This window comes from Glutamicibacter sp. NPDC088483 (assembly GCF_044753145.1).
Lineage (GTDB): Bacteria > Actinomycetota > Actinomycetes > Actinomycetales > Micrococcaceae > Glutamicibacter.
This window is the reverse complement of the sequence record NZ_JBIVMP010000004.1, coordinates 108,814-134,342: the sequence shown is the minus strand read 5'-3', so window position 1 is coordinate 134,342 and position 25,529 is coordinate 108,814. Positions and strand designations below refer to the sequence as shown.

Annotated in this window: 26 protein-coding genes; 9 read left to right on the top strand and 17 right to left on the bottom strand. The window is 60.3% G+C overall.

The window, feature by feature from the left end:
* The first annotated feature begins 218 nt into the window (after window positions 1–218).
* The 4 genes from ACIP6G_RS09760 (at window position 219) to ACIP6G_RS09745 (ending at window position 4,797) form a co-directional block, all read left to right on the top strand.
* On the top strand, window positions 219–1,826 hold the full coding sequence (locus ACIP6G_RS09760) for a long-chain-fatty-acid--CoA ligase (protein WP_400289743.1): 1,608 nt from the start codon (window positions 219–221) through the stop codon (window positions 1,824–1,826).
* A gap of 15 nt (window positions 1,827–1,841) precedes the next feature.
* Window positions 1,842–2,258, top strand: a complete 417-nt coding sequence (locus tag ACIP6G_RS09755) for a PaaI family thioesterase (protein ID WP_400289742.1) — start codon at window positions 1,842–1,844, stop codon at window positions 2,256–2,258.
* An 876-nt stretch (window positions 2,259–3,134) separates the two neighbouring features.
* Complete coding sequence (locus ACIP6G_RS09750) at window positions 3,135–3,725, top strand: dihydrofolate reductase family protein (RefSeq protein WP_400289740.1); 591 nt, start codon at window positions 3,135–3,137, stop codon at window positions 3,723–3,725.
* Between the two features lie 7 nt (window positions 3,726–3,732).
* Window positions 3,733–4,797: a PQQ-dependent sugar dehydrogenase gene (locus ACIP6G_RS09745; RefSeq protein ID WP_400289738.1), complete on the top strand. Its 1,065-nt coding sequence runs from the start codon at window positions 3,733–3,735 to the stop codon at window positions 4,795–4,797.
* Here the strand turns inward: ACIP6G_RS09745 and ACIP6G_RS09740 are convergent.
* Window positions 4,794–6,311, bottom strand: a complete 1,518-nt coding sequence (locus ACIP6G_RS09740; RefSeq protein ID WP_400289737.1) for an acetyl-CoA hydrolase/transferase family protein — start codon at window positions 6,309–6,311, stop codon at window positions 4,794–4,796. The genes ACIP6G_RS09745 and ACIP6G_RS09740 overlap by 4 nt on opposite strands.
* A 203-nt stretch (window positions 6,312–6,514) precedes the next feature.
* Window positions 6,515–6,820 carry a helix-turn-helix domain-containing protein gene (locus ACIP6G_RS09735; RefSeq protein WP_105656585.1) on the bottom strand — a complete coding sequence of 102 codons (306 nt, stop codon included), beginning with the start codon at window positions 6,818–6,820 and terminating at the stop codon, window positions 6,515–6,517.
* A 268-nt stretch (window positions 6,821–7,088) separates the two neighbouring features.
* Between ACIP6G_RS09735 and ACIP6G_RS09730 the strand changes: the two genes are divergently transcribed.
* Together ACIP6G_RS09730 and ACIP6G_RS09725 are read left to right on the top strand one after the other, a co-directional pair.
* A complete protein-coding gene (locus ACIP6G_RS09730) occupies window positions 7,089–7,364 on the top strand; it encodes a PadR family transcriptional regulator (protein WP_400289735.1) in 276 nt (91 codons plus the stop codon).
* A gap of 9 nt (window positions 7,365–7,373) precedes the next feature.
* On the top strand, window positions 7,374–7,760 hold the full coding sequence (locus ACIP6G_RS09725; RefSeq protein ID WP_400289734.1) for a hypothetical protein: 387 nt from the start codon (window positions 7,374–7,376) through the stop codon (window positions 7,758–7,760).
* Between the two features lie 175 nt (window positions 7,761–7,935).
* Here the strand turns inward: ACIP6G_RS09725 and rplI are convergent, their stop codons facing one another.
* The 8 genes from rplI to ACIP6G_RS09685 all read right to left on the bottom strand — a co-directional run bounded on the left by rplI (window position 7,936) and on the right by ACIP6G_RS09685 (window position 14,569).
* Window positions 7,936–8,394, bottom strand: a complete 459-nt coding sequence (gene rplI / locus ACIP6G_RS09720) for a 50S ribosomal protein L9 (protein WP_105656588.1) — start codon at window positions 8,392–8,394, stop codon at window positions 7,936–7,938.
* A 17-nt stretch (window positions 8,395–8,411) separates the two neighbouring features.
* The gene (gene rpsR, locus ACIP6G_RS09715) at window positions 8,412–8,651 is read right to left on the bottom strand and encodes a 30S ribosomal protein S18 (protein WP_013350683.1); all 240 of its coding nucleotides are present in this window, start codon (window positions 8,649–8,651) and stop codon (window positions 8,412–8,414) included.
* A 61-nt stretch (window positions 8,652–8,712) separates the two neighbouring features.
* Window positions 8,713–9,282: a single-stranded DNA-binding protein gene (locus ACIP6G_RS09710; RefSeq protein WP_013350684.1), complete on the bottom strand. Its 570-nt coding sequence runs from the start codon at window positions 9,280–9,282 to the stop codon at window positions 8,713–8,715.
* Between the two features lie 55 nt (window positions 9,283–9,337).
* Window positions 9,338–9,634, bottom strand: coding sequence for a 30S ribosomal protein S6 (gene rpsF / locus ACIP6G_RS09705; protein ID WP_060703203.1), 297 nt, complete (start codon window positions 9,632–9,634; stop codon window positions 9,338–9,340).
* 170 nt (window positions 9,635–9,804) lie between these two features.
* On the bottom strand, window positions 9,805–11,895 hold the full coding sequence (locus ACIP6G_RS09700) for an acyltransferase family protein (protein WP_400289732.1): 2,091 nt from the start codon (window positions 11,893–11,895) through the stop codon (window positions 9,805–9,807).
* 116 nt (window positions 11,896–12,011) lie between these two features.
* The gene (locus tag ACIP6G_RS09695; RefSeq protein WP_105662213.1) at window positions 12,012–12,503 is read right to left on the bottom strand and encodes a helix-turn-helix domain-containing protein; all 492 of its coding nucleotides are present in this window, start codon (window positions 12,501–12,503) and stop codon (window positions 12,012–12,014) included.
* A 140-nt stretch (window positions 12,504–12,643) separates the two neighbouring features.
* Window positions 12,644–13,195, bottom strand: a complete 552-nt coding sequence (locus tag ACIP6G_RS09690) for an LURP-one-related/scramblase family protein (protein WP_181149064.1) — start codon at window positions 13,193–13,195, stop codon at window positions 12,644–12,646.
* Window positions 13,196–13,288: 93 nt separating this feature from the next.
* The gene (locus ACIP6G_RS09685) at window positions 13,289–14,569 is read right to left on the bottom strand and encodes a M18 family aminopeptidase (protein WP_400289730.1); all 1,281 of its coding nucleotides are present in this window, start codon (window positions 14,567–14,569) and stop codon (window positions 13,289–13,291) included.
* Between the two features lie 240 nt (window positions 14,570–14,809).
* On the opposite strand from ACIP6G_RS09685, the gene ACIP6G_RS09680 reads away from it, so the two are divergent.
* Entirely contained in the window at window positions 14,810–15,196 is a 387-nt protein-coding gene (locus ACIP6G_RS09680) for a lipopolysaccharide assembly LapA domain-containing protein (RefSeq protein ID WP_133833776.1), read from the top strand.
* Window positions 15,197–15,267: 71 nt separating this feature from the next.
* On the opposite strand, the gene ACIP6G_RS09675 is transcribed toward ACIP6G_RS09680, so the two are convergent.
* The 7 genes from ACIP6G_RS09675 to ACIP6G_RS09645 form a co-directional block, all read right to left on the bottom strand.
* Window positions 15,268–16,011: a response regulator transcription factor gene (locus ACIP6G_RS09675; RefSeq protein ID WP_105656594.1), complete on the bottom strand. Its 744-nt coding sequence runs from the start codon at window positions 16,009–16,011 to the stop codon at window positions 15,268–15,270.
* The gene (locus ACIP6G_RS09670; protein ID WP_105656595.1) at window positions 15,969–17,264 is read right to left on the bottom strand and encodes a sensor histidine kinase; all 1,296 of its coding nucleotides are present in this window, start codon (window positions 17,262–17,264) and stop codon (window positions 15,969–15,971) included. Before ACIP6G_RS09670 ends, ACIP6G_RS09675 begins: the two co-directional genes overlap by 43 nt.
* A 34-nt stretch (window positions 17,265–17,298) precedes the next feature.
* The gene (locus tag ACIP6G_RS09665; RefSeq protein ID WP_133833775.1) at window positions 17,299–18,141 is read right to left on the bottom strand and encodes an ABC transporter permease; all 843 of its coding nucleotides are present in this window, start codon (window positions 18,139–18,141) and stop codon (window positions 17,299–17,301) included.
* 4 nt (window positions 18,142–18,145) lie between these two features.
* Window positions 18,146–19,072, bottom strand: a complete 927-nt coding sequence (locus tag ACIP6G_RS09660) for an ABC transporter ATP-binding protein (RefSeq protein WP_400289727.1) — start codon at window positions 19,070–19,072, stop codon at window positions 18,146–18,148.
* 138 nt (window positions 19,073–19,210) lie between these two features.
* Entirely contained in the window at window positions 19,211–20,236 is a 1,026-nt protein-coding gene (locus ACIP6G_RS09655; protein WP_359189206.1) for a YdcF family protein, read from the bottom strand.
* 6 nt (window positions 20,237–20,242) lie between these two features.
* Window positions 20,243–21,676: a phytoene desaturase family protein gene (locus tag ACIP6G_RS09650; RefSeq protein ID WP_400289724.1), complete on the bottom strand. Its 1,434-nt coding sequence runs from the start codon at window positions 21,674–21,676 to the stop codon at window positions 20,243–20,245.
* The gene (locus ACIP6G_RS09645) at window positions 21,673–23,136 is read right to left on the bottom strand and encodes a glycosyltransferase family 87 protein (protein ID WP_133833771.1); all 1,464 of its coding nucleotides are present in this window, start codon (window positions 23,134–23,136) and stop codon (window positions 21,673–21,675) included. Before ACIP6G_RS09645 ends, ACIP6G_RS09650 begins: the two co-directional genes overlap by 4 nt.
* A gap of 240 nt (window positions 23,137–23,376) precedes the next feature.
* Here ACIP6G_RS09645 and ACIP6G_RS09640 point away from each other — a divergent pair, with 240 nt between their 5' ends.
* Both ACIP6G_RS09640 and ACIP6G_RS09635 read left to right on the top strand, forming a co-directional pair.
* On the top strand, window positions 23,377–24,561 hold the full coding sequence (locus ACIP6G_RS09640) for a cytidylyltransferase domain-containing protein (RefSeq protein ID WP_400289722.1): 1,185 nt from the start codon (window positions 23,377–23,379) through the stop codon (window positions 24,559–24,561).
* Window positions 24,562–24,573: 12 nt separating this feature from the next.
* The gene (locus ACIP6G_RS09635) at window positions 24,574–25,467 is read left to right on the top strand and encodes an N-acetylneuraminate synthase family protein (RefSeq protein ID WP_105656602.1); all 894 of its coding nucleotides are present in this window, start codon (window positions 24,574–24,576) and stop codon (window positions 25,465–25,467) included.
* Window positions 25,468–25,529: the final 62 nt, after the last annotated feature.

Below are 25,529 nucleotides of genomic sequence, written 5' to 3'. Positions count from 1 at the left end.
ATCGCAGCAGGCTTCCGCCGCTCTTGATTCGGCAGAACACTAACGCCTCCCCTGGGCTCGGTGCCCTGGCGCGAATTCCCTACCGCCCACCGTAATGAAACTTGGTTTCCCGGCATGACGCTGAGGTTCATGCCACTATTGGTCATGGAGTGCATTGAGTCACACTCCTGCTTATTGTTCTCCGTAACCATCGATGACGATTGAGGAATAGCCACACCATGGTAGAGATTCAGGCAAACCATTCAGAATTGACCCCACTGCGTTTCTTGGAACGCACAGCCGAGGCCTATCCGAAGAAGACCGCCGTCATCCATGGAACTCGCAGCTTCTCCTATGAAGATTTCGAAGCACGGGTGCACCGCTTTGCCCAGGCGCTGAAGGCTCGCATTGAGCCGGGCGACCGCGTGGCCGTGCTGGCACCGAATACTCCCGAAATGCTCATGGCGCATTACGCCGTACCGCTGTCAGGCGCAGTCCTCGTTGCCCTGAACACCCGACTTTCGGCCCACGAGCTGCAATACATCATTGATCATTCTGCTGCCAAGCTGATGCTTGCCGACACAGAGCTGTTGGAGAACACGAAGACCCTGCGCCGCGAGAACCCAACGCTGGAGGCGCTCATCGAGATCACCGATGACCAGTACGCCGGAGAACGTCCGGACGTGCCCGTGGACGCCACCTTGGACGAGCTAATCGCACAAGCCTCGGATGAAAGACTTCCCTACGCCATCGCCGATGAGCGGGCTCCGATCACTCTCAATTACACGTCGGGCACCACCGGCAAGCCGAAGGGTGTGCTCTACTCGCACCGCGGCAGCTACCTGAACTCGTTGGGCGAAGCGCACCACCAGGGCTTCACCGCCAAGACCCGCTACTTGTGGACCCTGCCGATGTTCCACTGCAACGGCTGGTGCACTCCATGGGCCGTCACCGCGGCGGGAGGAACCCACCTGTGCCTGCGCGGCGTGCGCGAAGATTCCGTTTGGGATGCCATCGAGAATCTTGGAACCACCCACTTGTGCGGCGCTCCGACCGTCTGCTCCATCATCGCCGACTCCACCCGCGCCCACCAGCTCGATGCGCCACTGCGCATCACCACCGCAGGAGCTCCCCCGTCCCCGGCAATCATCTCCAAGCTGCAGAAGCTGGGCATCGAGGTAGTCCATGTATATGGCCTCACCGAGGTATACGGACCGTACACGGTGTGCGAGTACCAGGATGAGTGGGATGCCCTCGATGGCCCGGACCGGGCCGCGAAGCTCGCCCGCCAAGGCGTTGGCATGATTACCGCCGAGTCCGCACGCATTGTTGACGAGAACATGAACGATGTCCCGGCGGATGGACAGACCATGGGCGAAATCGTGCTGCGCGGCAATAACGTCATGATCGGCTACTATCGCGATGAAGCGGCCACTACCCAAGCTTTCCATGGCGGCTGGTTCCACACCGGCGATCTGGGTGTCATGCACCCGGATGGCTACATCCAGGTGCGCGACCGGGCCAAGGACATCATCATTTCCGGCGGCGAGAACATCTCCACCATCGAGGTGGAGCAGGCGCTGGCCTCGCACCCCGAGGTGCTGGACCTGGCCGTCATCGGCATAGCGGACGAGAAATGGGGCGAGCGTCCGGTGGCATATGTCATCCGCGCCAGCGGATCCTCCCTGGACGCGCAAACGCTGATTGAATTCGCCCGCGAAAAGCTGGCCGGTTTCAAGGTGCCGCGCACCATCGTCTTCCCGCAGGATCTGCCGCGCACCTCCACTGGTAAGGTGCAGAAGAATGTCCTGCGCGCCCAGGCGCTAGAAGCCAGCACACCGAACTAGCCCGAGGATCACCAATTGGATATCTCAGCACCACGGATTCCCAACAAGTCCAGCCGTTTCAGCGAAAGCATCGGACTGGAATTCGATGAAATCACAGCCACTGAAGTACGCGGCCACGCGCAGTTGGACGAGAACCACCACACCCCCTGGGGCGTAGTCCATGGCGGCGTGTACACCTCGATCATCGAGAGCGCAGGATCGGTGGGCGCCAGCTACGCGGTGGCCGAACGCGGGCAATTCGCAGTCGGCGTGCACAACGCCACCGACTTCCTGCGCCCTTCCACCGGAGCACGGGTCCAGGTGATCGCCACCGCGCTATTCCAAGGGCGCACCCAGCAGCTCTGGGAGGTCATCATCACCGATGAATCCACCGGCAAGCAGCTATCCCGCGGCCAGTTGCGCACCCAGAATGTGGATTTGCCTGAGAAATAAGACCCTCATGCCGGATGGGATTCGACTACGTGGCTTGCACGGCAACTCGACATGGGCAGGTCTACTTCGACATGAAGAAGGCCCGTGCCGACGGCACGGATTCTCATGCTCTGGAAATGGGCAAGTTGTTAAATCAATTCAGCTCAGCGCAAGCCAAGACTCCATGTGCCAAACCAGCTACTAGTGCGCTGGGTTTGCAAATAGTGAAGGCAGCGGCAGGGATACCCTTGGGCTGTTGGCGGTCCAGTTCAGTGAGCTTCTACTTCACATAATGTTTCTGCAATCCACTGAAGTAGTCCTCTCAAGCAAAGAAAGAAGTTGCGCAAATGAACGTCTCCTCCAAGAAACTCATCGGCAAATGTCCCCTATGGACTTGGGTGATGATGGGACTGGCGCTTGCATCGGCCCTGGCCCTAGTTGATTGGAACGGCTCAGGGGAGGCAAAGCCGTTGTGAATGTTTTTCCTACCTAGCGCATTTGGCTTAGCTGGTGGCATTATCGCCACAGCGAAGAAAAGCTATGGATGGGGGCTCATATCCGTAGCTCTTGGCGTACTGGCCGTGCAACTATTAGCGCTCGGAGTCACCCTTGTTCAAGGACCATAGAGGTCTCCTCGGTATTTTCGGATTCCAAGTATCTTGGTATGTGTCAAGACAACTCGGAGCAGGGACCCTAGATGCACTCTAAGCGAACTTGCGAGTCCTGCGAGAGGCACCATACCGAGCACGTGAAACACCGCATCCTCAGAAGGACGAAGCGGCCAGTTGCATATCCAGAATATGGATTTGCCTGAGAATCCGGCCTAGCTGGTTTTCACACCGCGAGCACGGGCGTACGGTAGGTGGCATCTAACGCTCAAGCTCCAGGAGATTCGCCATGAGTGCGACCTATACCTTCGATGTGTTCAGCAGCCTCGATGGCTTCGGCAGCGCCGCCGGCGATTGGGGCGGCTACTGGGGAAAACAGGGGCCAGAGCTGTTAGCCCACCGCCTCGCGCTCTACACTCCGGCTTGCCGCATGGTTTTCGGAGCCAACACCTTCCGTCTCTTCAGCCGCTTCTGGGCAGAAATCGAGGCGAATCCCGAGGTTGAGGACGCGTGGGGTGTGGCCCTGCACGACAAGCCCGCCACCGTCATCTCCACCACCCTGGAAGAGCCGCTGTCCTGGCCAAACCCCACGCTGGAGCGAGCTGATGCACTGGAAGTCGTCGCACAGCTCAAGGAAACTTCAGATGTGCCGCTGCGCTCCCACGGCTGCTTAGCGATGAACCATTCCCTGCTGGCGGCAGGTCTTGTGGACTTCATCCAGGTGACCATCTTCCCGGTACTGACCGGGCATAGCGGTTCTGCCCCGGTACTTGGCGGGGTCGATGACTACGATCTGGAACTTGTCGAGTCCAAGCTGCTGGACGGACGGATCCAGGAACTGACTTATCGCCCGACGCGCCATCAACCAGCCCATGCATAGCAGCTCGATGAAGCGCATTCTGGGTACCTGCCTAGTGCTCGGCGCAGAGTTCCTCGCCGGATGCTCCGCGCCAACCCCGCCTTCAGCTCCAGCTACCGAATCGCAAACTGTTCCAACTCCCCTGGCCACCGGCTTGGACGCCCCATGGTCCATGGTTTACGCCCAAGACAGCCTGCTGGTCAGCGAACGTGATTCTGGGCGGATCGTGGAGATTCCAGGATCCGGACCAGGCCGCGAAGTGGCTCGGATCGACGATCTCGTAGCGACGGGAGAAGGCGGATTGCTGGGCCTGGCCTTCCTCGCACCGGACCGGCTCTATGCGTATTCCACCGCGGAATCCGGCAACCGCATCCAGCGGTTCACGTTGCAACGCAGCGCCGGGAATCTTTCACTGTCGGCCCCGCGCACCTTGATTGACGGGTTGCCCTCGGCCAGCATCCACAACGGCGGGCGGTTGGCCATCGGTCAGGACGAGATGCTCTATGCCTCCGTGGGCGATGCGGGCAATCCCCAGCAAGCCCAGGACCTGCAGCAGCTGGGCGGGAAGATCCTGCGCATGGCACCTGACGGCAGCGTCCCGGACGACAACCCGTTCGAGAATTCCCTCGTCTACAGCTATGGGCACCGCAATGTGCAGGGCCTGGCGTGGAGTGCTGATGGCACCATGTACGCCAGCGAGTTCGGACAGAACACCTTCGACGAGCTGAACATCATCGAAGCCGGGGGAAACTACGGCTGGCCCGAAGCCGAGGGAAAAAGCGGCGGAAATCCGTCGTACACCGATCCGATTGCGCAGTGGTCCCCGTCCGAGGCCAGCACCAGCGGCATCGCGATCCTCGATGGCACCCTCTACCTAGCGAATCTGCGCGGAGAAGTGCTGCGCGCGGTGGAACTGGACGAGCCGGCCACCGAGCATGAACTGCTCGATGGCCGGCTCGGCCGGCTACGCGACGTGCTAGTGGATCCTGACGGCGCACTGCTGGTGCTGACCAACAATACCGACGGGCGCGGCCAGCCAGGGGCGGGCGATGACCGCATCCTGCGCATCGATCCCCGCCTGGCCGGCGACTAGCTGGCCGGGCGCATGTCTCCGGTCTCCTGGAAGCGCTGGTGCCAGGACAGGGCCTCGCCTAGCAGATGCGGGGTGTGCTTGCCGTAGCTGTCCTTGCACGCACGGTCGAAGTAGTCCTGCAGCATCGGGCGGTACTCCGGGTGGGCGCAGTTATCGATGACCAGCTGCGCACGCTGCTTTGGCGAGTGGCCGCGCAGGTCGGCCAGGCCCTGTTCGGTAATCAGGATCATGGTGTCGTGCTCGGTGTGGTCCACATGCGAAGCAAAAGGAACGATGCCCGAGATCTTGCCGCCCTTGGCGGTCGACGAGGACATGAACACCGACAGGTAGCCGTTGCGGGCGAAGTCGCCCGAGCCGCCGATGCCGTTCATCACGTGCGATCCCAGCACGTTGGTGGAATTCACGTTGCCGTAGATGTCGGCTTCGATCATGCCGTTCAGCGCAATGCAGCCCAGCCGGCGGATGATCTCCGGGTGGTTCGAGATCTCCTGGGCGCGCAGCAGGATGCGCTCGCGGTAGTGGTCGACGTTGCGGTTGAATTCCTCGATGCCCTCCGAAGACAGCGAGAAGCTGGTGGCGGAGGCGAACTCGATGGTGCCGTCCTTGATCAGCTCCAGCATTCCGTCCTGGATGACCTCGGTATAGGCGGTCAGGCCCTTGTAGCCGCCACGGGCTAGGCCAGCGAGCACTGCGTTGGCGATATTGCCCACGCCCGACTGCAGCGGGAGCAGCTTCTCGGACAGGCGTCCGGCACGGATCTCGGAATCCAGGAAGGTCAGCAGGTGATCGGCGATCTTCTCGCTGGTCTCGTCCACCGGGGCGAAGGGGCTCAGGCGGTCTGGCGCGTCGGTTTCCACGACGGCGACGATCTTGTTGACGTCGACGTCCATGTACTGCTGGCCGATGCGGTCACGCACGGTTCTCAGGTCGATCGGCTTGCGGTGCGGAGGCAGTGCGGTGCCGTAGTAGACATCGTGCATGCCCTCCATGGCCGCAGACTGCTGGGAATTGACCTCGATGATGATCTTGTCGGCCATCTCCAGCCAGGTCTTGTTGTTGCCCACCGAGCTGGAAGGGATCAAGTCGCCCTCGGCGGTGACGCCGACAACTTCGACGATGGCCAAGTCGATCTTTCCGTAGAAGCCGAACCAGGCGTGCTGGGCGACATGGGACAGGTGGATGTCCATGTATTCCATGTTGCCCTCGTTGATGCGGCGGCGCAGCTCGGGGTCGGACATGTACGGCAGGCGCAGGTTCATGCCTTCGGCCTTGGCCAGCACGCCATCAAGCTCAGGGGCGGTGGAAGCGCCGGTAAGCACGTTGATCTTGAAGTCCTTGCCCGCAGCGTGCTGGCGCTCCATCTGCGCTGCCAGTGCCCCGGGCACGGCCTTCGGGTATCCTGCACCGGTAAAGCCGCTCATGGCGACAGTCATGCCTGGCTTAATGAACTCTGCAGCTTGCTCGGCGCTCATCAAGCGATCAGCAAAGGCCCGGTGGTGAATACGTTCGTGCAAAATAACCCCTTCAGAACTTCCTTGTGACACAGGTCTATAACCCGCGTCTCACCGGAATACTTTAGCTGGTCGGCACAGTGATTCAGGCCTCGCTGTGCGCTCCTGAGCGATGGGTGGCATATTTATCGATGAGGTGCGCTCTATTTGCGCTGACCGGTCGGTCAGGAATGGCAGCTTGGCAGCGACCGCCGGGAGCTCGATCGCTAGCCAAGTTCGGCGTGCGTGCCCTCGCGGATCGCTTTCACTTGCAGGCGGGCGCCCATGGCTTCTGCGTAGCGGCGCAGGGTGGCCAGCTGGACTCGATCAAGGTCCCCGGTCTCCATGCGGGCGATGCGGTCCACGCTCAGCTTCAGCACGGTGGCAAGTTCTACTTGGCTCAGTTCTGCCTCTTCGCGCAGCGCACGCAACGACAGGCGCCGGGACTCGCTTTGCACACGGCGCTGATGCTCTGCCACAGCTTCGCGTTGCGCCTCGGTCAATACTTCAGGATCCGCATACGCAAAACCCATTTGTTCCACCGCTTCTCTCGATCGTGCTGGCTTTGGACGTACTCATCTTCGAGGCTATTGCTGCAAATTGGCCAAGCCAATGATTATGACGCATTGGACGCAAGACGATCTGGTGAAATGTTAGCCACTTCTAAGTGACCATGACCAGTTCCGGCTCGGAATTGAATCGCCGGATGCTGCTAAGCCAAGATCATCCGAACGAAGGATAGAAATGCACCTATGTAGGATTCATACTTAAGTCATGTCACAGAGCAGAGTACTTCCACAGGTGAAGCGTTCCATGCTTCCGGTCGTTCTTCTAAGCTTCCTGGCAGAAAAACCCGAACACGGATACTCCATGCTGGCTAAGCTCGAAGAGCTCGGAGTGCCTGGCATCAAGAGCGGGACTTTATACCCACTGCTTCGAACCATGGAAGAGTCCGGGGACATCGTCTCCGACTGGCAAATCACCGCTCGCGGACCCGCACGCAAAATCTTCGAAATCACCAAGCAGGGTCATCAGACCCTGAAATCAGTCAAAAACTGGTTAGAACAGTTCAACTAGGAGCCTTCCATGGAAAGTAACCTCAAAACCTACATCGACGAACTGCGCTACAGCCTTTCACTACGAAACGTGGATATGGCCACCATCCGCGATATAGCCAGAGAGGTCGAGTCCGAAGCCACCAGCTACGAAGACGCGACAGCCAACTTTGGATCTCCTGCAGAATATGCGGAGTCCTTTCCCGCAACAGCATCTCCAAAGAGCCACTCTGCCTTCATTCTCGTAGGCGTGGCCTTAGGTTTTCTTTGGCCTTTGCTGGCGATATTCCTACGGGATCGCGAAACAATGGTTTTCTCCGGATGGGCGATCACCTGGTTACCTGCATTCGGATTTATCGTGGCAGGAATCATCACAGATTTCTCTCGTTCGCTGATGCGATCTCGCGCCAGCCGGTAAGCGCCGAAAGCGTGAACGAACTCAAGATTCTGAATTGGCTTTGAGCCTATTCGAAGGTGGGACTTGCTATTCGTTGACCCGGGGGCCCAAAGAAATCCGGGTTAACGCCAAGAGGTGGCGTGCTCTCCTTGCGGAGTGCACGCCACCTCTTGAACAGAAGCTGAGTCTAGAAGACTTACTTCTTGGCAGCAGCTACAACCTGCAGGCGCAGGTTTGCAAGAACGTCAGCGTGAACGCGAACGGTTGCGGTGTAGTTGCCAGTCGACTTGATCTGGTCGTTGACCTCGATGTTGCGCTTGTCGATCTTACCCAGACCGGCAGCCTCTACGGCAGCAGCAATTTCGGTGGTCTTAACGGTGCCGAACAGGCGACCGTTCGAGCCAGCCTTCATGGTGATCTTCACCGGCTGGGACTTCAGCTTAGCTGCAAGTGCCTGAGCATCCTCAAGGTTTGCAACGGCGCGAGCAGCACGTGCAGCCTTGATCGACTCCACCTGCTTCTCACCGCCCTGGGTCCAGACGATTGCGAAGCCGCGTGGCAGCAGGTAGTTACGGGCGTAGCCGTTCTTTACCTCGACAATATCGCCAGCAGCACCGAGACCGGATACTTCGTGAGTCAGAATGATCTTTGCCATTTTGCTATCCCTCTTCCTTAGCCGCGGCCAGCGCCGGAGTAAGGCAACAGGGCTACTTCACGTGCGTTCTTGATTGCCTGTGCGATCTTGCGCTGTTCCTGAACGGAAACGCCGGTTACACGACGAGCGCGGATCTTACCGCGGTCGGAGATGAACTTGCGCAGCAGTGCGGTGTCCTTGTAGTCGATGACAGTGATGTCAGCGGCCTTCAATGGGTTGGACTTTGGTTTGGGCTTACGGATTTCAGCCTTAGCCATCGTGGAGCTCCTTAGCTTTGGAGCCCGCAGAGTGATCTGCGGGATGGTGAATAAATATTGTTTAGAAAGGCGGTTCGTCTGCGCCCGGGTTGCCCCAGCCGCCACCGTTGTTTCCGCCGGTGCTCCATGGGTCTGCGGCTGGAGCATTCCATCCGCCACCCTGCTGAGGCTGCTGCTGACGCGGCGCCTGAGCTGGTGCACTTTGCTGCGGTGCGTTGGAGAAGCCTCCACCACCGTTGCCGAAGCCACCGTTGCCACCGCCGGAGCGCTGGGTACGGGTGACCTTGGCGGACGCGAAACGGAGCGATGGGCCGATTTCATCGACTTCAAGCTCCATGACGGTGCGACGTTCGCCTTCCTTGGTGTCGTAAGAACGTGAACGCAACCGGCCCTGGGCGATGACACGCATGCCCTTGGTCAGCGTTTCAGCAACGTTCTCTGCAGCTTCGCGCCACACCGATGCGCGCAAGAACAGGGCTTCCCCGTCCTTCCACTCATTGGACTGGCGGTCAAAGGTGCGAGGAGTCGAAGCGATCGTAAAGTTCGCTACGGCTGAACCGGACGGCGTAAAACGCAGCTCCGGATCGGCAGTCAGGTTTCCGATAACGGTAATAACAGTCTCGCCTGCCATTGACTCTCCTTAAAAAGATTGAACGTTAATTCCTACGACGGAAGGTTGCGCGTAATTAAACGCGTGCCTCTTCCGGACGGGTGACCTTGTGGCGCAGGATCAGTTCGTTGATCTTGAGCTGGCGCTCAAGCTCAGCCGAAGCTGCTGGCTCTGCGGTGTAGTTCACCACTACGTAAGTGGCTTCTGCCTTCTTCTTGATCTCGTAGGACATCTTGCGACGACCCCAGACATCAACCTTTTCGATAGTGCCACCGTTGGAGCGGACAACCTCGAGGTACTTCTCGATGGTTGGCTCTACGGTGCGGTCATCGACCTCTGGATCAATGAGGACCATAAGTTCATAAGCACGCATGTGAACCCACCTCCTTTGGGCTAAACGGTCGCGGTATTTCCGCAACAGGAGGTTCTTGCGTTATCTGTGCACCAGACGCCCAACTTTCGGGCATGCAGTGGCACAGACCTTCCAATCCTACCCGAGAGACCCGAACTTGCATAAGCCTTGGTGTCCTAAATCATGCTGGGCTACTCGGAATCCAAGGCAGCCTCGATCCTTTCGCCAAAGATCGGGGCCAAGGTACGCATGTAGGTATCGCTGATGTGGTGCTTGTCCCGGTAGACCAAGACATTCCCCACCACTGCCGGGCAGGTTCCATCCATGCAGAAGTAATCGCTGAAGTCGAGCACTTCGACGCGCGGCTCCAGTTCGGCGGCCTGCTTAGTGGCATCGCCCATTTCGTAGGCTCCCTTTTCCGGGAAGGCGCACTTATCCGGGTCCTGCACGTTTTCTTCTACGCAGTCTCGCGCATAGGAATCCTGTGGCGGCCGCGGGGTGTCCACAATGGCATAGACCGGCAGGCCCGCGTCTTCAAGGGCCGACCACGTCGAAGCCAGCCCCTGTGCCGCGTCAGTGGTAAAGGTGGCTCCTCCCCAATTCGAGGTGATCACCGCGTTGATGTCATCGCGCGCAGCCAGAGCTTCCATGGTCTGGTCGATGGCTTCTTCGCAGTTGATGCTGCCATCCCGATCCGCCTTGCGCTGGGCCTCGGAGAACGGGCAGGAATTCTTCAGATAGGTCACCACTTTCCAGCCCTTGCTTTGGGCGTATCGGCTGACGGCCTCGAACCAATGGGCTGCATGGGAATCACCTACCAGGGCTACGGTGTAGCTGGCGTCCTCGCTGCCAAATTCGCATTCCTTGATCTGCGTGGACTTCGGTTCCTGGACGCAATCTCCCAGTTCGGGCTGGTCCTCGGCAGCCGTCGCAGGAAGCGGGACGACCTGGCGATGGCCGGCAAGGTACGCAGGTGCGCCCTGGCCCACGGAGGCCGCGCCAAAACCAACTGGCGGGTTTTGCATCATCGCGCCCAGCTCACGCTGCTCCTGGCCCACAAGATGCTGCTGCATGGCACCTGGCAATAGCGCGATGGACGCGGCCAGCCCGACCATCGCCGCCCCTGCAATCAAGGAGCGGGCAGGAGAACCGGCTATGGGGCGGAAGTGGCGCATGGGAGTTTCAACCCACTTCAAGCTGGCCCAAGCCAAGAGCAGGGACCCGGCCAGCAAGGCCAGCGACTGCAATGGGTCCGGGTTGCCCCCGGCCAGTTCGATGAAGAATACGATCAGCGGCCAGTGCCACAGATACAGCGAATACGAGGCGAGGCCGACCCATTGAACGGGAGCCCAGTTCACCAGCGGGTGCAGGGAACCAGGTCCTCGCGTACTGCCCGCGGCAATCACCACGGCGCAGCCAAGAACCGGGAGGGCCGCCGCAATCCCCGGGAAGACTGTTGTGGCATTGTAGCTGAATGCCGCGAAGCAGATCGCCGCCAAAGCCACGAGTACGGCAAGATTTCTGAACTGCCAGCTGGTTGCCCACGGTGGAAGCTTCAAGGCGCCGTTGGCGTGCGCCTGGACTGCCAAGGCCAGCAGTCCGCCGACGGCCAGTTCCCAAATGCGGGTGGTGGTGATGAAATACCCGGCGCTATTGCCTGAGTAACCGGCATAGGCCGAGTATCCCAGCGACAAAAGTGCGGTGGCTGAGAAAATGATCCAGAGCATGCGGCGCCGCGGGGCGAATCCATCGCCACTGCTAGCGTCCGCATTCGGTTTGGCCAACAGGCACACGGCCAAAACCAGCAACGGCCAGAAAAGGTAGAACTGCTCCTCCACGCCCAAGGACCAGAAGTGCTGCAACGGCCCGGGTGCTTGATCCGAAGCGAGGTAGTCGACGGAGTCGGCGGCGAGAACCCAGTTCTGCACCGAGAAGGCAGAGGCGATGGCCTGGGTGCCCAAGGCACCCCACTGGGTTTTGGGAAAGATCAGCAGGCTTGCCACGACAACTACCAGGATCACCAGCATGGCAGCCGGGAGGATTCTTCGCGCTCGGCCGGCAAAGAAGGCTGGGAGGCTGACCCGGCCGGTGCGTTCGGCTTCACGCAGCAGGTGCGAGGTAATCAGGAAGCCCGAGATGACGAAGAAGATGTCAACCCCGATATAACCGCCTGGAACTGCGGATGGCTCAAGATGATAGGCAACGACCAGCAGAACCGCCAAGGCGCGGAGCGCTTGGATCTCCGGGCGGAAATTCTTGACCTGCAGGGAATTCGAACTCATAGTCATTGATCAGACCAGCAGGGGGTAAACAGCAGGTTATTAATGGGCAACAGGCGGTCTAACGACCCGTGGGAACCTCATGGGCGGTCCCTGGGTTTGCGCTTCGCAGCGTGGACCTAGCCCAGCAGTTTCCGATTTGCCGTGGACAGCGGGTATTTGGCGTCGAGTTTGGCATCCAGGCTTAGACGGAAAGCAGCCTCAAGCAGCAGCTGCCCGACGCCCCAGTACACCGGGATCAGCAACCAGATGTACCACCCAAAGTTGCCGGTGGTAGCCAAGATGACCGTGCCGAAGGTGACCAGGATGCCCAGCCCGCGGAACACGGCCAGGATCCCCTTGGTTGCCGAATCCCGACGATCTTGATCTGCTTGGGCCCGCGCTTCAAGCCCATCCACGGCCTCGGAGAACTTCGGAGTCTGGACGCTTTTGAACAGGTCTCCAACCGGCACCTCCAAGGCCTTGGCGACCAGTGAGATAGTCTCCAAGCTCGCATCATTTCCGGCTTCGAGCCGTTGGACCGTTCTGACAGTGATGCCGCTTTCGGCGGCTAGACGTTCTTGCGTCCAGCCCCTGGCGCGGCGAAGCTCTGCAATCCGTGATTCATTCATGCCACTTACGCTAGCCAATGGCGCCCCGAAAGCACCACGACATCGACGTGACAGTTACCCGACTGCAACGCGACAGCATTCCTGAACCTACGCTGGCCTGCCATGAAGAAGTATTCCTGGCCGCGACTATCTCAGCTCCATTATGATTTGCGCTGTTGCTTCTCACGGATCAAATCCAGTGCCAGCACCGAGCCGATCACTGCCTGGCGTTGCTGTGCGTTGAGGTTTTCCGCCAAGCGCAGGGCGTAGGTCGACTTGCCCAGCAAGGCGTTGCCCATCCCGGACCATTCCCGGGTCACGGTTCCCAGAACTCCGCCGGGACCGGTGATCCGGAAGTCGAAGTCCCAGATGCTACCCAGTAACTCGAGCTCTTCGCCCAGCATCGAGATGGAGACCCTGGTTTTGAAGAAAGTGATCCTCTTGACCAGGCTGGCCAGCGGGGCAGCGTTGCCATCAAGGATTTCAAAACGATCGCGGCCCATGGTCATCGTGTCCTTGACCATGACAACCGGATTGCCTGGTCCGTCAAAGACGGTCAGTTCGCGAGCCCCGACGAACATGCGGCCCAGCGCGCTTCCGCCGGTATCCACGTGGGCAATCTGCATCCCGGACGAATCAAGGATCGCGAAGTCGTTCTTCGAGATGCTCTTCGTCTGCTGGAAGATCAACGTGTTCTGGTTGAGGATCGTCATGGTGCCGATTATGCCACCAGTAAACCGTATCGGGCGAAGATCCCCCGGGGAGGCGAAAAGCCAGCCCGCAGGCGGCTTTTCAGGTTGGACTTGCTAGGCTCCGAAGAACTCGCGAGAGACCTTGGACAGATACCAAGGGTCGTCAACGCCGCACATCTCGCGGGCCGAGTGCATGGACAGCAGCGCGACTCCCACATCCAGGGTGCGAATCCCCAGTCGGGTCGCGGTCAATGGTCCAATGGTGGATCCGCACGGTACGCGGTTATTGGACACGAACTCCTGGTAGGGAACTCCCGCCGACGCGCACCAGTTGGCGAATGCGGCAGCACCCACCGCATCGGTGGCATAACGCTGGTTCGCATTGATCTTCAGCAGCGGGCCGGCATTCAGCTGCGGACGGTTGGCTGGGTCGTGGCGCTCTGGGTAGTTCGGGTGAACCGCGTGGCCAGCATCGGCTGACAGGCATACAGAATTCGACAGGGCGCGAGCGGTGTCTTCAACTGAGGCATCCATGGATGCCTGGATGCGGTTGATCAGCTCTTCCAGGAATGGGCCGCAAGCGCCCGAGCGCGAGGAGGAACCCAATTCTTCGTGGTCGAAGGCAGCAAGCATGGCAATGCGGTTGCCTGCTGGCTTGCGGGAATGGCCCGTCAGCGCAATCAGGCCTGCGTGCACCGAAGTGAGGTTATCCAGCCGGGCGCTGGCGAAGAAGTTCTTGCCCTCGCCAAAGACCTCGCCGCGCTGCGCGGGCGCTGTCAGGATGTCGTAGCCGGCTACCTGGGCCGGGTCGACACCTGCAGACTTCGCCAGGATCGCCAGGATGTCGGCATCCGCCAGATCGCCGGCGCCAAAGATTGGATTGGTGTGGGTCTGCTTGTCCAGGGTCAGGCCCTCATTGACCTGGCGGTCCAGATGGATCGCCAGTTGCGGGATGCGCAGGATTGGTTCGGTCTTCGCCAGGTGCTCGGAACCGTCCTTGAGCACCAATCGGCCGGCGAGCACCAGTTCGCGGTCCAGCCAGGAGTTCAGCAGCGGTCCGCCGTAGACTTCGACCCCTGCCTGCCACCAGCCGTTGGAACCGGTGGTTGGCTTCGGCTTGAGCTTGAAGCCCGGCGAGTCGGTGTGGGCGCCGAGGATATGGAATCCGCTGGTCGCAGTGGCAGCTTCTGGCTGCACCCAAGCGATGATCGCACCGTCGCGGACCACGTAGTAGGAACCCGGGACCAGGTTCCAAGCCTGCTTTTCGTCCAGACCGGTGAATCCAACAGTGTCCAAGCGCTGCGCGGCCGAGGCCGCGGCGTGGTAGCTCGATGGCGAGGTTGCGACGTATTCGGCCAGATCTGCAATGTGGGCCATTGCTGCGGCTTGTGCCATGGCTGGTTACTCACTTCTTTCTGTCAAGAGATGTTTGTCAGACGGTTCTTCAGGTTTTGGTTCCCGCCTGAAAAGTCGAGTTGCCTCCCAGCTTAGTAGCCTGAACCACATTTGCTGATGTCCTGCTGGGCCTGCCTCCGCCCTGGCAACCTGGCAGACACCCCTATCCGGGTCTTGACTTGGCACCTCGCTCTCGACGAAGCTGAAAGCAGTCCCGGAGACAAGGAAAGCGAGTTCATCATGGCTACGGCTGATCGAACACCAGAGCAAGAGAACATTCCAGCAGAATCACGCGAGGTCGAAGTGGAGACCACCGTACCGATGGATTCCAAGGTCCAACGGGCCAAACCTGCCGGTGCAGATAAGCTCCCAGCGACCAAGTTGGGTCGTATCTGGACCGCTACGATCTTCGGCTTGCTCGTGCTGATCCTGCTGATCATCTTCATTGCCCAGAACCAGGAGCAGGTGACCCTGAACTACTTCGCGTATCAGGGACAGGTCAACCTCGGGCTGGCATTGTTCTTTGCCGCTATTGGTGGCGCCCTAGTGGTCGCGATCGCCGGGGTGGCCCGCGTGATACAGCTGCGCTCTACGGCGAAGAAGCAGCGCAAGGCCAATAAGCGCTAGAAAGCTCCATGGCCGCCGGGCGGAACCCCATGGGGTTTCAACCGGCGGCCATTTTGCTGCCTCAGCGAAGCCTAGTAGTCCAGGCCTTGGGATGGAATGACCAGCCCGGTCTCATAGGCGTACACCACCGCTTGAACACGGTCGCGCAGATGCAATTTGGTCAGGATGCGCCGCACGTGGGTTTTCACCGTCGCTTCGGAAAGGAAGAAACGGTGTGCAATCTCGGCGTTGGATAGTCCCTCGGAAAGCGCACGCAGCACTTCCTGCTCACGCGGGGTGAGATCATCGAGCAGCGGGTCATGCGGAGTTTCGGCCGGCTGGTTCCGATTCCCGGCGCCAGCGTTGCGCACATAGGTTTCCAGCAGGCGGGCAGTCACCCGGGGTGCCACCACAGCGTCGCCGGAAGCTACCAGGCGCACCGCTTGGACCAGTTCTTCCGGGGCCACGTCCTTGAGCAGGAACGCACTGGCTCCTGCCTGCAGCCCTGAGAAGGCGTACTCGTCCAGGTCAAAGGTCGTCAGGATGATGATCTTGGTTTCCGGATGGTCCTTGGCGATGCGTTCGGTCGCTTCCAGGCCGTCCATCTTGGGCATGCGCACATCCATCAGGACCACATCGGGTTTCAGTGCGGCCGTCTGGGCAAGGGCATCGAGTCCATCGACAGCTTCGCCGGCGATGACGATGTCGTCTTCACCTTCGAGGATGAGGCGGAATCCCATGCGTAAGAGGGGCTGGTCATCGACCAGCAGTACCTTGATTTTGTCTTCCACGCTTATTCCTTCACTGCCTTCTGGTTTTCGTTCTGCAAGCTGCATTCGGGTAGCTTGAGGACTGCTTTCACAATCCATCCGCCACTGGCTACCGGTCCGGCATCAACCGTTCCGCCAAAAAGCGCGGCTCGTTCGCGCATGCCGCGCAGCCCGCGTCCGCTGCCGATACTCGGAACTCTCGTTGCATCTCCGTTGTCCATGATTTCCATGCGCAGTTCTTCGCGGCGCCGTTCCAGGCGAACCTGCACATCACTTACGTTACGGGCATAGCGCAAGGAATTAGTCAGGGACTCTTGAATGATACGGAAGACGGTCAGCTGGAAGGTGGTGTCCTCCGGCAACGGATCGCCCGTATGGGTAAATGAGACCGGCAGACCTGCGGTACGGAATCCTTCGAGCAATTGCTCCACGTTCCCGCCGGTAGGCTGCGGGGCCAGCTCTCCGGATTCTTCTTGGCGAAGCACGCCCAGCATGCGGCGCATATCCGCCAGGGCGGCGCGACCGGTTCCAGAGAGCTCATTGAGCACTTCGTCGGCACGGACCTGATCGCGCTTGGCCACCACTCGTGCCCCCTCTGACAGGGCAATCATCACCGAAAGCGAATGGGCGACAACGTCGTGCATTTCGCGGGCGATGCGGTTGCGCTCTTGCACCTGGGCCAGTCCGGAGACCTGCGAGGCCCAGTGATTCAGTTCAGCTTCGTGGATGCGCGCGTTGCGCACATTCATGCCCACCGCGGCTGCGGCAATGTAGAAACCGATGACGAAGCTGCCCGAGACGGCGATGATGACGCGCGTGAAGATGGTTTCGTCGATTCCATCTTGCGGGTCGAATTCCATTCCGGCCATGTCGGGGAAGCCCATCAGCACCATCAGGACCGTCTGGAAGCTGCCGGCCAAGATGGCCAGCGGGATGGTGCGTTTGGCCGAATAGCTGGTGGCGACCGTGTACAGGGCGATAATCATGCCTACCCCGCCCAGTCCACCTTGCGGACCAGCAATCACCAGGGCCAGGCATTCGAAAATGAACACCAGGATGATCACCGTCATCGGCGCCCGGCGCCGGTACAACAAGGCAGCGCTGACGGCGAGGGTGACGACCAGCAGACCGGTGGCGTTGGCTTCTGGCATCGCTGCCATGACCAGGACACCGGGCAGTGTGAGCAGCAGATAGATGACTACCGCACCGATGACCACCAAACGTGGGTGGGTACGCAAATAACGGCGTATCCGGCCCATGCGCTTGGCGGCCAGTTCATCGAAGGAAACCACAGTTTCCTGCAGCGTCGGTTGGCTCATGTTTCCAGTCTAGTTTTCTCGATCAATCCCTGCGCTACTTGATGTCCCGCTTGGTCAGCAGGATTGCACCCAATACCAGTGGAAGCACCACCCAACCCGCCACGCCCAGCAGTTGCTGCCAGGTCTCCAAATCGGTGACAACACTTGCGGGCGTCGCCAACCCCATGCCCAACTGGTCAGGGGTGAACTTCGCGATATTCTGCGCCCAGTCGGTCAAGGCGGTCAGGATGGAAAGGATGATCGGCAGCACGAAGAACAGGGCAGCGAGGCTGGTGATGCCGCCGGCCGAGTTGCGCAGCAGCATCCCCAACGCCAAACCGATCAACGCCGCCATGGTCACCGCCAGCGTTCCGTACCAGAGCACCCGTTGGAAGGCATCGCTGCTGAATTCCAAGTTCATCTGGTAGTTCTCGGCAATCGGCTTGCTGATCGCGAAGGCCAAGAGCGAGCTGACGATCTGGACGACGGCAGTGAGCAGGATGATCAAGATGCCCTTGGCGGCCAGGACTCGCAGTCGCCGCGGGCTGGCCAGGAACGTGCTTACCGCTGAGCCGGTGGTGAATTCACCGCTGAAGAGCAGGACACCAAGCACGCCAAGGATCAGCTGGCTGAAGACCAGGCCCGAGCCGATGAGCTCAGCGGCGAATCCCGGGGCCGATAGGCCTTCCATGCCCGGCATCTGATCCGTGTCGCCCATGCTGGCACTGAGCGAACCAATGCCCCACGTGGCCACGGCTGCAATGCCCACATAGAACACGATGGCCAAGAGAACCAGGATGCGGGTGGAGTTCAGGGAGAAGAAACGGATGGATTCACTGCGCAGCACGCCGAAGAGGGTGACCTTGCCATGCGGTGCGGTTGCTAGATGGTTAGACATGTCCTTACTTCCCGCCGCCAGTCTCGGCAACTGTGTTCGAGTGGTATTCGACGGCATCGCGGGTCAATTCCATGTAGGCGTCTTCCAAGGTGCGTTGCAGCGGACGCAATTCGCTGAGCACCACCCCGTATTCCAAGGCACGGCGGCCAATGGTTTCTGAATCGGGGCCGGTAACTTCCAGGCCATGCCCATCAATCCGGCGTAGCTGAATACCTTCGCCGTTCAACGCATTCATCAAGATCTCAATGTCGGCTGAACGCACAATGGTCTGGTCAAGACCGTTGTCGATGAATTCAGTGATCGGCGCATCGGCCATGATGCGGCCACGGCCAATCACGATCAGGTGATCCGCCGTCTGGGCCATTTCACTCATCAGGTGGGACGAGATGAAAACGGTTTTGCCATCGGCCGCCTGCTGGCGGGCCAGGTTGCGGACCCAAGCCACGCCTTCGGGATCCAGGCCGTTGACCGGCTCATCGAGGATCAGCACCTGCGGATCTCCAAGCAGGGCCGTGGCAATGCCCAGCCGCTGCCCCATGCCCAGCGAAAAGCCGCCGACCTTCTTGCGCTGCACGCTAGACAAGCCAGTCAGATCCAGCACTTCGTGCACTCGGGACTTCGGGATCCCCGCGGTAGCCGCCATGGCACGCAAATGCGCCAGCGGAGTCAGGGATTTGTGCACCGACTTAGCTTCCAGCAGGGTGCCGACTTCGGTCAGCGGGTGACGTGATTTCTTGAAATCGTGCCCGTTGACCAGCACTTCACCGCTGGTAGGTTTGGCCAGTCCCACGATCATGCGCATGGTGGTGGACTTGCCGGCACCATTCGGACCGAGGAACCCAGTCACCATGCCTTCTTGGACCGTGAACGACGCATTATCGACCACGGTTTTTCCACCGTATTTCTTCGTCAACTGCTCTGCCTGGATCATATTTCCAGCCTAGGGAATTCGAGCCCAGCTCTCACCGCCCCCAGTGCTGATTTATGGCTCAACCAAAAGGGTGATGGCAGGGAAGCGAAAACTGGGCCCATGCACCAGATGGTGCATGGGCCCAGGGTGCCAAGGAAGTTAGAAGGTCGTCGTGAGCACGAACATCATCCCTGCGACGGCTAATGCGAAGGGCAGGGCCAGCAAGATCATCAGCTTCTTTTGATCCCGCACGATCGCAACGCATTCCCTGAGGAAGGCACTCGGACGGTAGTAGGCCGCCGTTTTCCCGCCGAAGGCACGGGCATCCAGGCCGAGCTTGCGTGACGCCATCGCTGCACGCAGCGCATGATAGTCGCTGGTGACCAACCACAGCTGGCCATCCGGACGCTGGGCACGGACCAAGGCGTCGGAGAACTCCAGGTTCTCAAAGGTGTCCCTGGCCCGGTCTTCAACCAGAATCTGTTCATCGGCAATGCCCTGCTCACGCAGGTAGCGGGCCATGCTTACGCCCTCTGGTTCTTCCTCATCATGGCCCTGTCCCCCGGTCGGAACCATGAAGGGGCGAGGAGATGGCTGCAGTTGATGCAGGTCTATGCCCTTGTCCAAGCGGCCACGCAGCAACGGGGTGACCTTGCCATTGATTGTGCGGGCGCCAAGGACCACCACGGCGGCGGCTTCGCCCTTGGATGGGTATCTGGCGTGCACCCATGCGTACAGCAGCAGCATGGCGAACAAGCTCGCCGTGAAGACGGAGGCCATGAACAGGACGAAAGCCAGCGAATAGGTCCACCAGGATTCGATGCGAATCAGCAGCACCGCAATGACTGGCAGGACAAAGACGGATAGCCCGGCTGCCAACGACAGCAGATTCGCAGGTTTGGCTCCTTCGCGCCGGCACATCAGGATCCCGTTGTAGATCAGCGCGGCACCGAAGACAATGACCATCAGGGGGGTCAGCACCAGCACTATGGAGAAGAGGAACCCAAACCCGGGGATCACACTGGTCAATAGGTCGACGACCGCCGAAATGGTGAAGAACACCAGCGGCAAGAGAAGTGCAGCCAGACCCAAGCGGCGTGGGTCCTTGCGGTATTGCCGGATAAACAACCACCAGAGTGCTGCCAGGAAAACCCAGCCAACGAGCTGCGCGAGCACAGATTCCATTGCCTCTCAGTTCACCGATTTCCAATTTGCGATTCCGTATTCCCGCTTGAGCATCGATTGCGCTCCGAGGAATCCGCCCATGCCGTGCACCGACGGCCCCGGAGGCGCAGCCGAGGATACCAAGTACAGTCCTTTGGACTGCAGGTACCACGGGTCGGTCGAGATCCGAGGCCGCTTGATGCTGCCCAGCAGGTCCATGGTTCCCCCGGAAAGATCGCCACCGACCAGTGCCGAGTTCTGCACTTCCAAGTCCTGGGCGGTGACAATATGGGATTCAATGATTGTCTCGCTGAAACCAGGAGCTGCCTGTTCAATCATTTCCTTCAGTTCCCGGCTCATGTCTACCGGAGAATCCAGTGGCACGTGGCAGTAGGCCCAGATGACGTGCTGGCCCTGCGGTGCCCGCGAATCATCAAATTGCGAGGGCTGGGCAACAATCATGAACGGCTTCGCCGCTCCCCCGCGCACTGCGGCGCGTTCGGCCTTCCCGACCTGCGCCGCGGTGCCGCCCAGGTGCACGGTGCCGGCCTTGCCCAGAGTCTCATCGCGCCATGGAACCGGTGCCGAAAGGACGTAGTGCACCAGGCAGCTTCCCGGCGAGCGCCGGATACTGCTCAACGCGTGCGAGAGCCGTTCAGGCAGGTGTCCTGTTGAAAGCTTGGCCGCGTTTTCGGCGGAGGTATCGAAGAGGATGCTCTGCGCAGAAAGCTCATCAACATGGTTGACGCGGGTGCCGGTAAGAATTTTTGCTCCATGAGCCATCGCTTCTTCGGCCAAGGCGTCGCTGATGGCTTGGGAACCTCCACGCGGGATGGCCCATCCCTTGCCGTGCGCTGTTGCTGCAAGGAACAGTCCTGCCCCGGCATTGGCCGGTCCGCGAGAGCCTCCCGCAACGTGGGCGGAACAGCCTGCGTAGAGCGCGGCGGCGCGTTCAAACTTTCCAGAAAAGAGTTCCTTGACGGCCATGCCCGCCACCGTGCTCACGGCAAAGGTCGCCAACGCTGCGGGGTTCGAGGGAACCCTCAACAGAGGATTGAGCAGTGTCTGGCTGACCCCGTCAATCTGCTTGACCAGCGGTCCCAGGAGCCGGGTGTACATCTCGCCGTCCGCGCCTCCAAGTTCCTGCCCGGTGCGTTCCAGGTCCTTGAACGCGTAGGCGGTCCGGCGATCCAGCACATGGGCGAAGGACAGCTCGGGGACGATGAACTCCACCTTGTCGTGGACGCCCAGTTCATGCATGGCTTGGGATTGCATGGCCATCGGATGCACTGCGCTGCCCAAATCGAATTTCGCTGCAGAACCATTCAGCGGCTGCGTTCTGGCGGCCCCGCCGATGGTGTCGTTGGCTTCATATACCGTGACGCTTAATCCAGCACGGGCAGCAACTGCTGCGGCTGCTAGCCCATTGGGTCCCGCACCGACAACGGCAACATCGCTCATGATTTATTTCCCGCCACTTCATTCGTTTTCTTGGATTGAGGCAGCAGTCCGCGCAGGGTCCAGCGGTCCTCCAGTCCGGCGAATGGGCCGGCCAAAGGATCATCCTGGCCCACGGCACGAATCGGGTCGTGGCGTGGATCAAGAATTGAACGTGCCACCAAGAACATCAGGTATCCCAGCATCACCATATGCGCCAGCACCAGCACCGCATAACCGGTCTCAGGGAAGGCCTTCTGCGCTTCTTCCGCAGAGAGGGAATCAAGGTAGAACCAAACAGCGTAAAAGTGCGCGATTTCCACGAGCATCCAGACAACGAATTCGCGCCAGCGCGGCAAGGCGAGGGCGAACAGCGGAATCAGCCAGACGATGAACTGTGGTGAATACACCTTATTGACCATGACAAAGGAAGCAATGATCAAGAAGGCCATGGAGGCCAGGCGCGGGGTGCGTTTAGCAGTCAAGCCCAGCACTGCGACGCCCACGCAGCACAGGAAGAAGAGGACCAGGCCGTAACGGGAAATCTGTTCGGCTTCAAAGAGCGGGACCCCTCCCCTGTTATCGGCGATGACATTCCATGCGTGCCAGAAGCTGGAGAAGCCTGCCCCGCGTTCAGAAGAGAAGTTGAAGAAGTGCATGAACGAGTCGGGGAACGCCAGCGCATAGGGAAGGTTCACCAGTGCCCATGTCGCCGCGGCGGTTCCGCCAGTCACCCAGAAGGTCTTGAGCCTGCCGGTGCGAATGGCCAATACCAGCACCGCGCCGAGGATGAAGAACGGATAGATCTTCATCGCGGCACCTAAGCCGATCAGCACCCCGGCAAGGACGGTGTGCTTTCGTGCGAATGCCAGCATGCCCAGGGCCAGCAAGGCCACAGCCCACATGTCCCAGTTGATGCTGCCGGCCAGGATGATGCCCGGGGCAATAGCCACCATTGCGGCATCCCACGGGCGGCGCCCGGTCATCCGCAGGGTGGCGATCACGGTGACCATCCACAGGATCGCAACGAGCAGCAGGTTGATGTCGAAGTACAGCAGCGAACGGTTTTCGATCCCCGTGGGGATGATCGAGGCAACGGCCGAGGCCACCGTGCTCATCAGTACCGGGTACTCGAACTGGGCGGTCGCGCTGAATGGCGCCCAGGGGTTCTCGGCGAAGCCGCGGGCGGAGAACAGCGGAACCCAGTCGCTGTAGCACGCATAGGCGTACGGGTTGTTGCCAGTCCACCCGTTGACCCGGCAGGGGTTCTTGGCAAGGAGCATCAGCAAGGCGCCCACGGTGGTCATCAGGATAATGACTCGTTCCACGCTGAAGAATCCTGGATCGACTCGGCCTGGATCGCTGTGTCGTCCCAGGCGGCCACCGATCATTGCGGTGAACTGTCGAAGGAACCCGTCAGCGCGTGATGGCACGGTAATCCGCAGGGGGCCACGCGTGGGCTGTGACTGGTTTGGCTCGTGCATACCCTCCAGCCTAAATGTTCTGTGCCTAAGCTCCGCCTTGCACACTCATGTTTCATTAGTCGCTTTGATCTTATATGCGGTTCCGAGGGCTCGAAATCCCTCTTCCGGATTCGCCTACTGGTACGTAAAACGCTTGCTGACCTCGCATTCAGCAAACAAACAGGTGATTACACCGGCACTTCACCGTGCGTTAACCCAGATGCCCCCTCTTAGTTAACTTGTGCCCATAGCGTCTTACTCGTGAGCAAAACCAACCAGCCAAATGCCATGGCGATCATCCCCGCCAGGGGAGGATCCAAGGGCATCCGGCTTAAGAACCTGCGTGAGATCGGCGGCAAATCGCTGCTGGGCCGCGCAATCGAATCAGCCAGATCCGCGGCGGCAGTCAGCGACGTCGTGGTCAGTACCGACCATGAGCAGATCAAGGCCGAAGCGCTTCGCTACGGGGCGCGAGTCATCGATCGACCGGCAGATATCGCCGGCGACACGGCCAGCAGCGAGTCAGTTCTGCTCCACGCGCTAGCGAATGCGGAATCTCAGCCAGAGATCACCGTGTTCATCCAGTGCACCAGCCCGTTCATCGATCCGGAGGATCTGGACGCAGCCATTGCGGCGGTTTCTTCGAAACGCGCCGACGTCAGCTTCGCAGCTGTAGCGGACCACGGTTTCCATTGGGGCCTGGATCCGCAGGGCGAAGCGGTCGCCGTAGGCCACGACAAGCTGCACCGTCCGCGTCGCCAGGATCGCGAACCGCGCTTCCGCGAAACCGGGGCCTTCTACGTGATGGATACCCGGGGATTCCGCGAGGCAGGGCACCGTTTCTTCGGAAAGGTCCGGGTTCACGAAGTTCCGGCAGAGCACGGCATCGACATCGATACCGAGGCAGACCTGCTGCTCGCTGGGCTGGCCGTTCCGGCCACCCAGGAACCGATCGAAGTCGACGCGGTCATCACGGATTTCGACGGGGTGCATACCCCGGACACCGCGTATGTCGATGAGCACGGAACCGAAACCGTGCGCGTCTCCCGCTCCGATGGAATGGGAGTGGCCCGGTTGCGGGCTGCCGGAGTGAAGTTCCTAATTCTCTCCAAGGAAATCAACCCAGTTGTCGCCGCCCGCGCCGCCAAGCTGAACGTCGAAGTGGCCCACGGAATCGACAACAAGGCCGAATACCTGGCCCGCTGGCTGGCTGACGAATCCATCAATCCGGCTCGTGTTGCCTACGTGGGCAACGACATCAACGATCTGGGCGCGATGGCATTGGTCGGCTGGCCGATCACCGTGGCCGATGCCCAGGAAGATGTGCACCGGGCAGCACGGTACAAACTGACCCGCAAGGGCGGGCACGGAGCGGTACGGGAACTAGCCGAACTGGTTCTCGCCGCACGCACCGCTACCAAGAGTTCTCCAAGTTTCACCCACTGAAAGGCAATACCCATGACTTCCATGACTACTGACATCAAGCCTGTTGCTATCGGCGACGTCCAGGTTGGCGCAGGCCAGCAGGTCTACGTCATCGGCGAGATCGGCATCAACCACAACGGCGACATCGAGATCGCCAAGCAGCTGATCGATATCTCTGCTGAAGCCGGTGCCAACGCAGTGAAGTTCCAGAAGCGCACCCCGGACATCTCCACCCCGATGGACATGCGCGACAAGATCCGCTCCACCCCATGGGGCGACATGACCTACCTGGACTACCGCTACCGCGTCGAGTTCGACCAGGCGCAGTACAAGGAACTCATCTCCTACGCAGCCTCCAAGGGCCTGCACGCCTTCGCCTCGCCATGGGATGTTCCATCGGTCGAATTCATGGAAGAGCAGGGTGCAGTCACCCACAAGGTCGCCTCCGCATCGGTCACCGACATCGAGCTGCTCAAGGCCCTGGCACAGACCGGCAAGCCGATCATCCTGTCCACCGGCATGTCCACCATCGAGCAGATCGACAAGGCCGTCGAGACCCTGGGTACCTCGAACCTGGTCATGATGCACGCTACCTCCACCTACCCGCTGCCTCCTGAAGAGGCCAACCTGCGCATGATCGAGACCCTGCGCGACCGCTACCAGGTCCCAGTGGGCTACTCGGGCCACGAGCGCGGCCTGCAGATCTCGCTGGCTGCTGTTGCCCTGGGCGCAGTGACCGTCGAGCGCCACATCACCCTGGACCGCACCATGTGGGGTTCGGACCAGGCCTCGTCGCTGGAGCCAAAGGGCTTCGAGTCGCTGATCCGCGACATCCGCATCCTGGAGCAGGCCATGGGTGACGGCGTGAAGAAGGTCTTCCCAGGCGAGCTGGCACCGCTCTCGCGCCTGCGCCGCGTCGACGCCTAAGCACGCCAACGTATCCGGCGGTTGGACTCACCGACGGGTCCAACCGCCGTTTATTTTTGTCT

Excerpts from the sequence above, each read along its gene's own strand:
- ACIP6G_RS09760 (WP_400289743.1), top strand. The coding sequence starts at position 219 with ATGGTAGAGATTCAGGCAAACCATTCAGAATTGACCCCACTGCGTTTC.
- ACIP6G_RS09750 (WP_400289740.1), top strand. The coding sequence starts at position 3,135 with ATGAGTGCGACCTATACCTTCGATGTGTTCAGCAGCCTCGATGGCTTC.
- ACIP6G_RS09745 (WP_400289738.1), top strand. The coding sequence starts at position 3,733 with ATGAAGCGCATTCTGGGTACCTGCCTAGTGCTCGGCGCAGAGTTCCTC.
- ACIP6G_RS09735 (WP_105656585.1), bottom strand. The coding sequence starts at position 6,820 with ATGGGTTTTGCGTATGCGGATCCTGAAGTATTGACCGAGGCGCAACGC.
- ACIP6G_RS09725 (WP_400289734.1), top strand. The coding sequence starts at position 7,374 with ATGGAAAGTAACCTCAAAACCTACATCGACGAACTGCGCTACAGCCTT.
- rplI (WP_105656588.1), bottom strand. The coding sequence starts at position 8,394 with ATGGCAAAGATCATTCTGACTCACGAAGTATCCGGTCTCGGTGCTGCT.
- rpsR (WP_013350683.1), bottom strand. The coding sequence starts at position 8,651 with ATGGCTAAGGCTGAAATCCGTAAGCCCAAACCAAAGTCCAACCCATTG.
- ACIP6G_RS09710 (WP_013350684.1), bottom strand. The coding sequence starts at position 9,282 with ATGGCAGGCGAGACTGTTATTACCGTTATCGGAAACCTGACTGCCGAT.
- rpsF (WP_060703203.1), bottom strand. The coding sequence starts at position 9,634 with ATGCGTGCTTATGAACTTATGGTCCTCATTGATCCAGAGGTCGATGAC.
- ACIP6G_RS09700 (WP_400289732.1), bottom strand. The coding sequence starts at position 11,895 with ATGAGTTCGAATTCCCTGCAGGTCAAGAATTTCCGCCCGGAGATCCAA.
- ACIP6G_RS09695 (WP_105662213.1), bottom strand. The coding sequence starts at position 12,503 with ATGAATGAATCACGGATTGCAGAGCTTCGCCGCGCCAGGGGCTGGACG.
- ACIP6G_RS09690 (WP_181149064.1), bottom strand. The coding sequence starts at position 13,195 with ATGACGATCCTCAACCAGAACACGTTGATCTTCCAGCAGACGAAGAGC.
- ACIP6G_RS09685 (WP_400289730.1), bottom strand. The coding sequence starts at position 14,569 with ATGGCACAAGCCGCAGCAATGGCCCACATTGCAGATCTGGCCGAATAC.
- ACIP6G_RS09680 (WP_133833776.1), top strand. The coding sequence starts at position 14,810 with ATGGCTACGGCTGATCGAACACCAGAGCAAGAGAACATTCCAGCAGAA.
- ACIP6G_RS09675 (WP_105656594.1), bottom strand. The coding sequence starts at position 16,011 with ATGCAGCTTGCAGAACGAAAACCAGAAGGCAGTGAAGGAATAAGCGTG.
- ACIP6G_RS09670 (WP_105656595.1), bottom strand. The coding sequence starts at position 17,264 with ATGAGCCAACCGACGCTGCAGGAAACTGTGGTTTCCTTCGATGAACTG.
- ACIP6G_RS09665 (WP_133833775.1), bottom strand. The coding sequence starts at position 18,141 with ATGTCTAACCATCTAGCAACCGCACCGCATGGCAAGGTCACCCTCTTC.
- ACIP6G_RS09660 (WP_400289727.1), bottom strand. The coding sequence starts at position 19,072 with ATGATCCAGGCAGAGCAGTTGACGAAGAAATACGGTGGAAAAACCGTG.
- ACIP6G_RS09655 (WP_359189206.1), bottom strand. The coding sequence starts at position 20,236 with ATGGAATCTGTGCTCGCGCAGCTCGTTGGCTGGGTTTTCCTGGCAGCA.
- ACIP6G_RS09650 (WP_400289724.1), bottom strand. The coding sequence starts at position 21,676 with ATGAGCGATGTTGCCGTTGTCGGTGCGGGACCCAATGGGCTAGCAGCC.
- ACIP6G_RS09645 (WP_133833771.1), bottom strand. The coding sequence starts at position 23,136 with ATGCACGAGCCAAACCAGTCACAGCCCACGCGTGGCCCCCTGCGGATT.
- ACIP6G_RS09635 (WP_105656602.1), top strand. The coding sequence starts at position 24,574 with ATGACTTCCATGACTACTGACATCAAGCCTGTTGCTATCGGCGACGTC.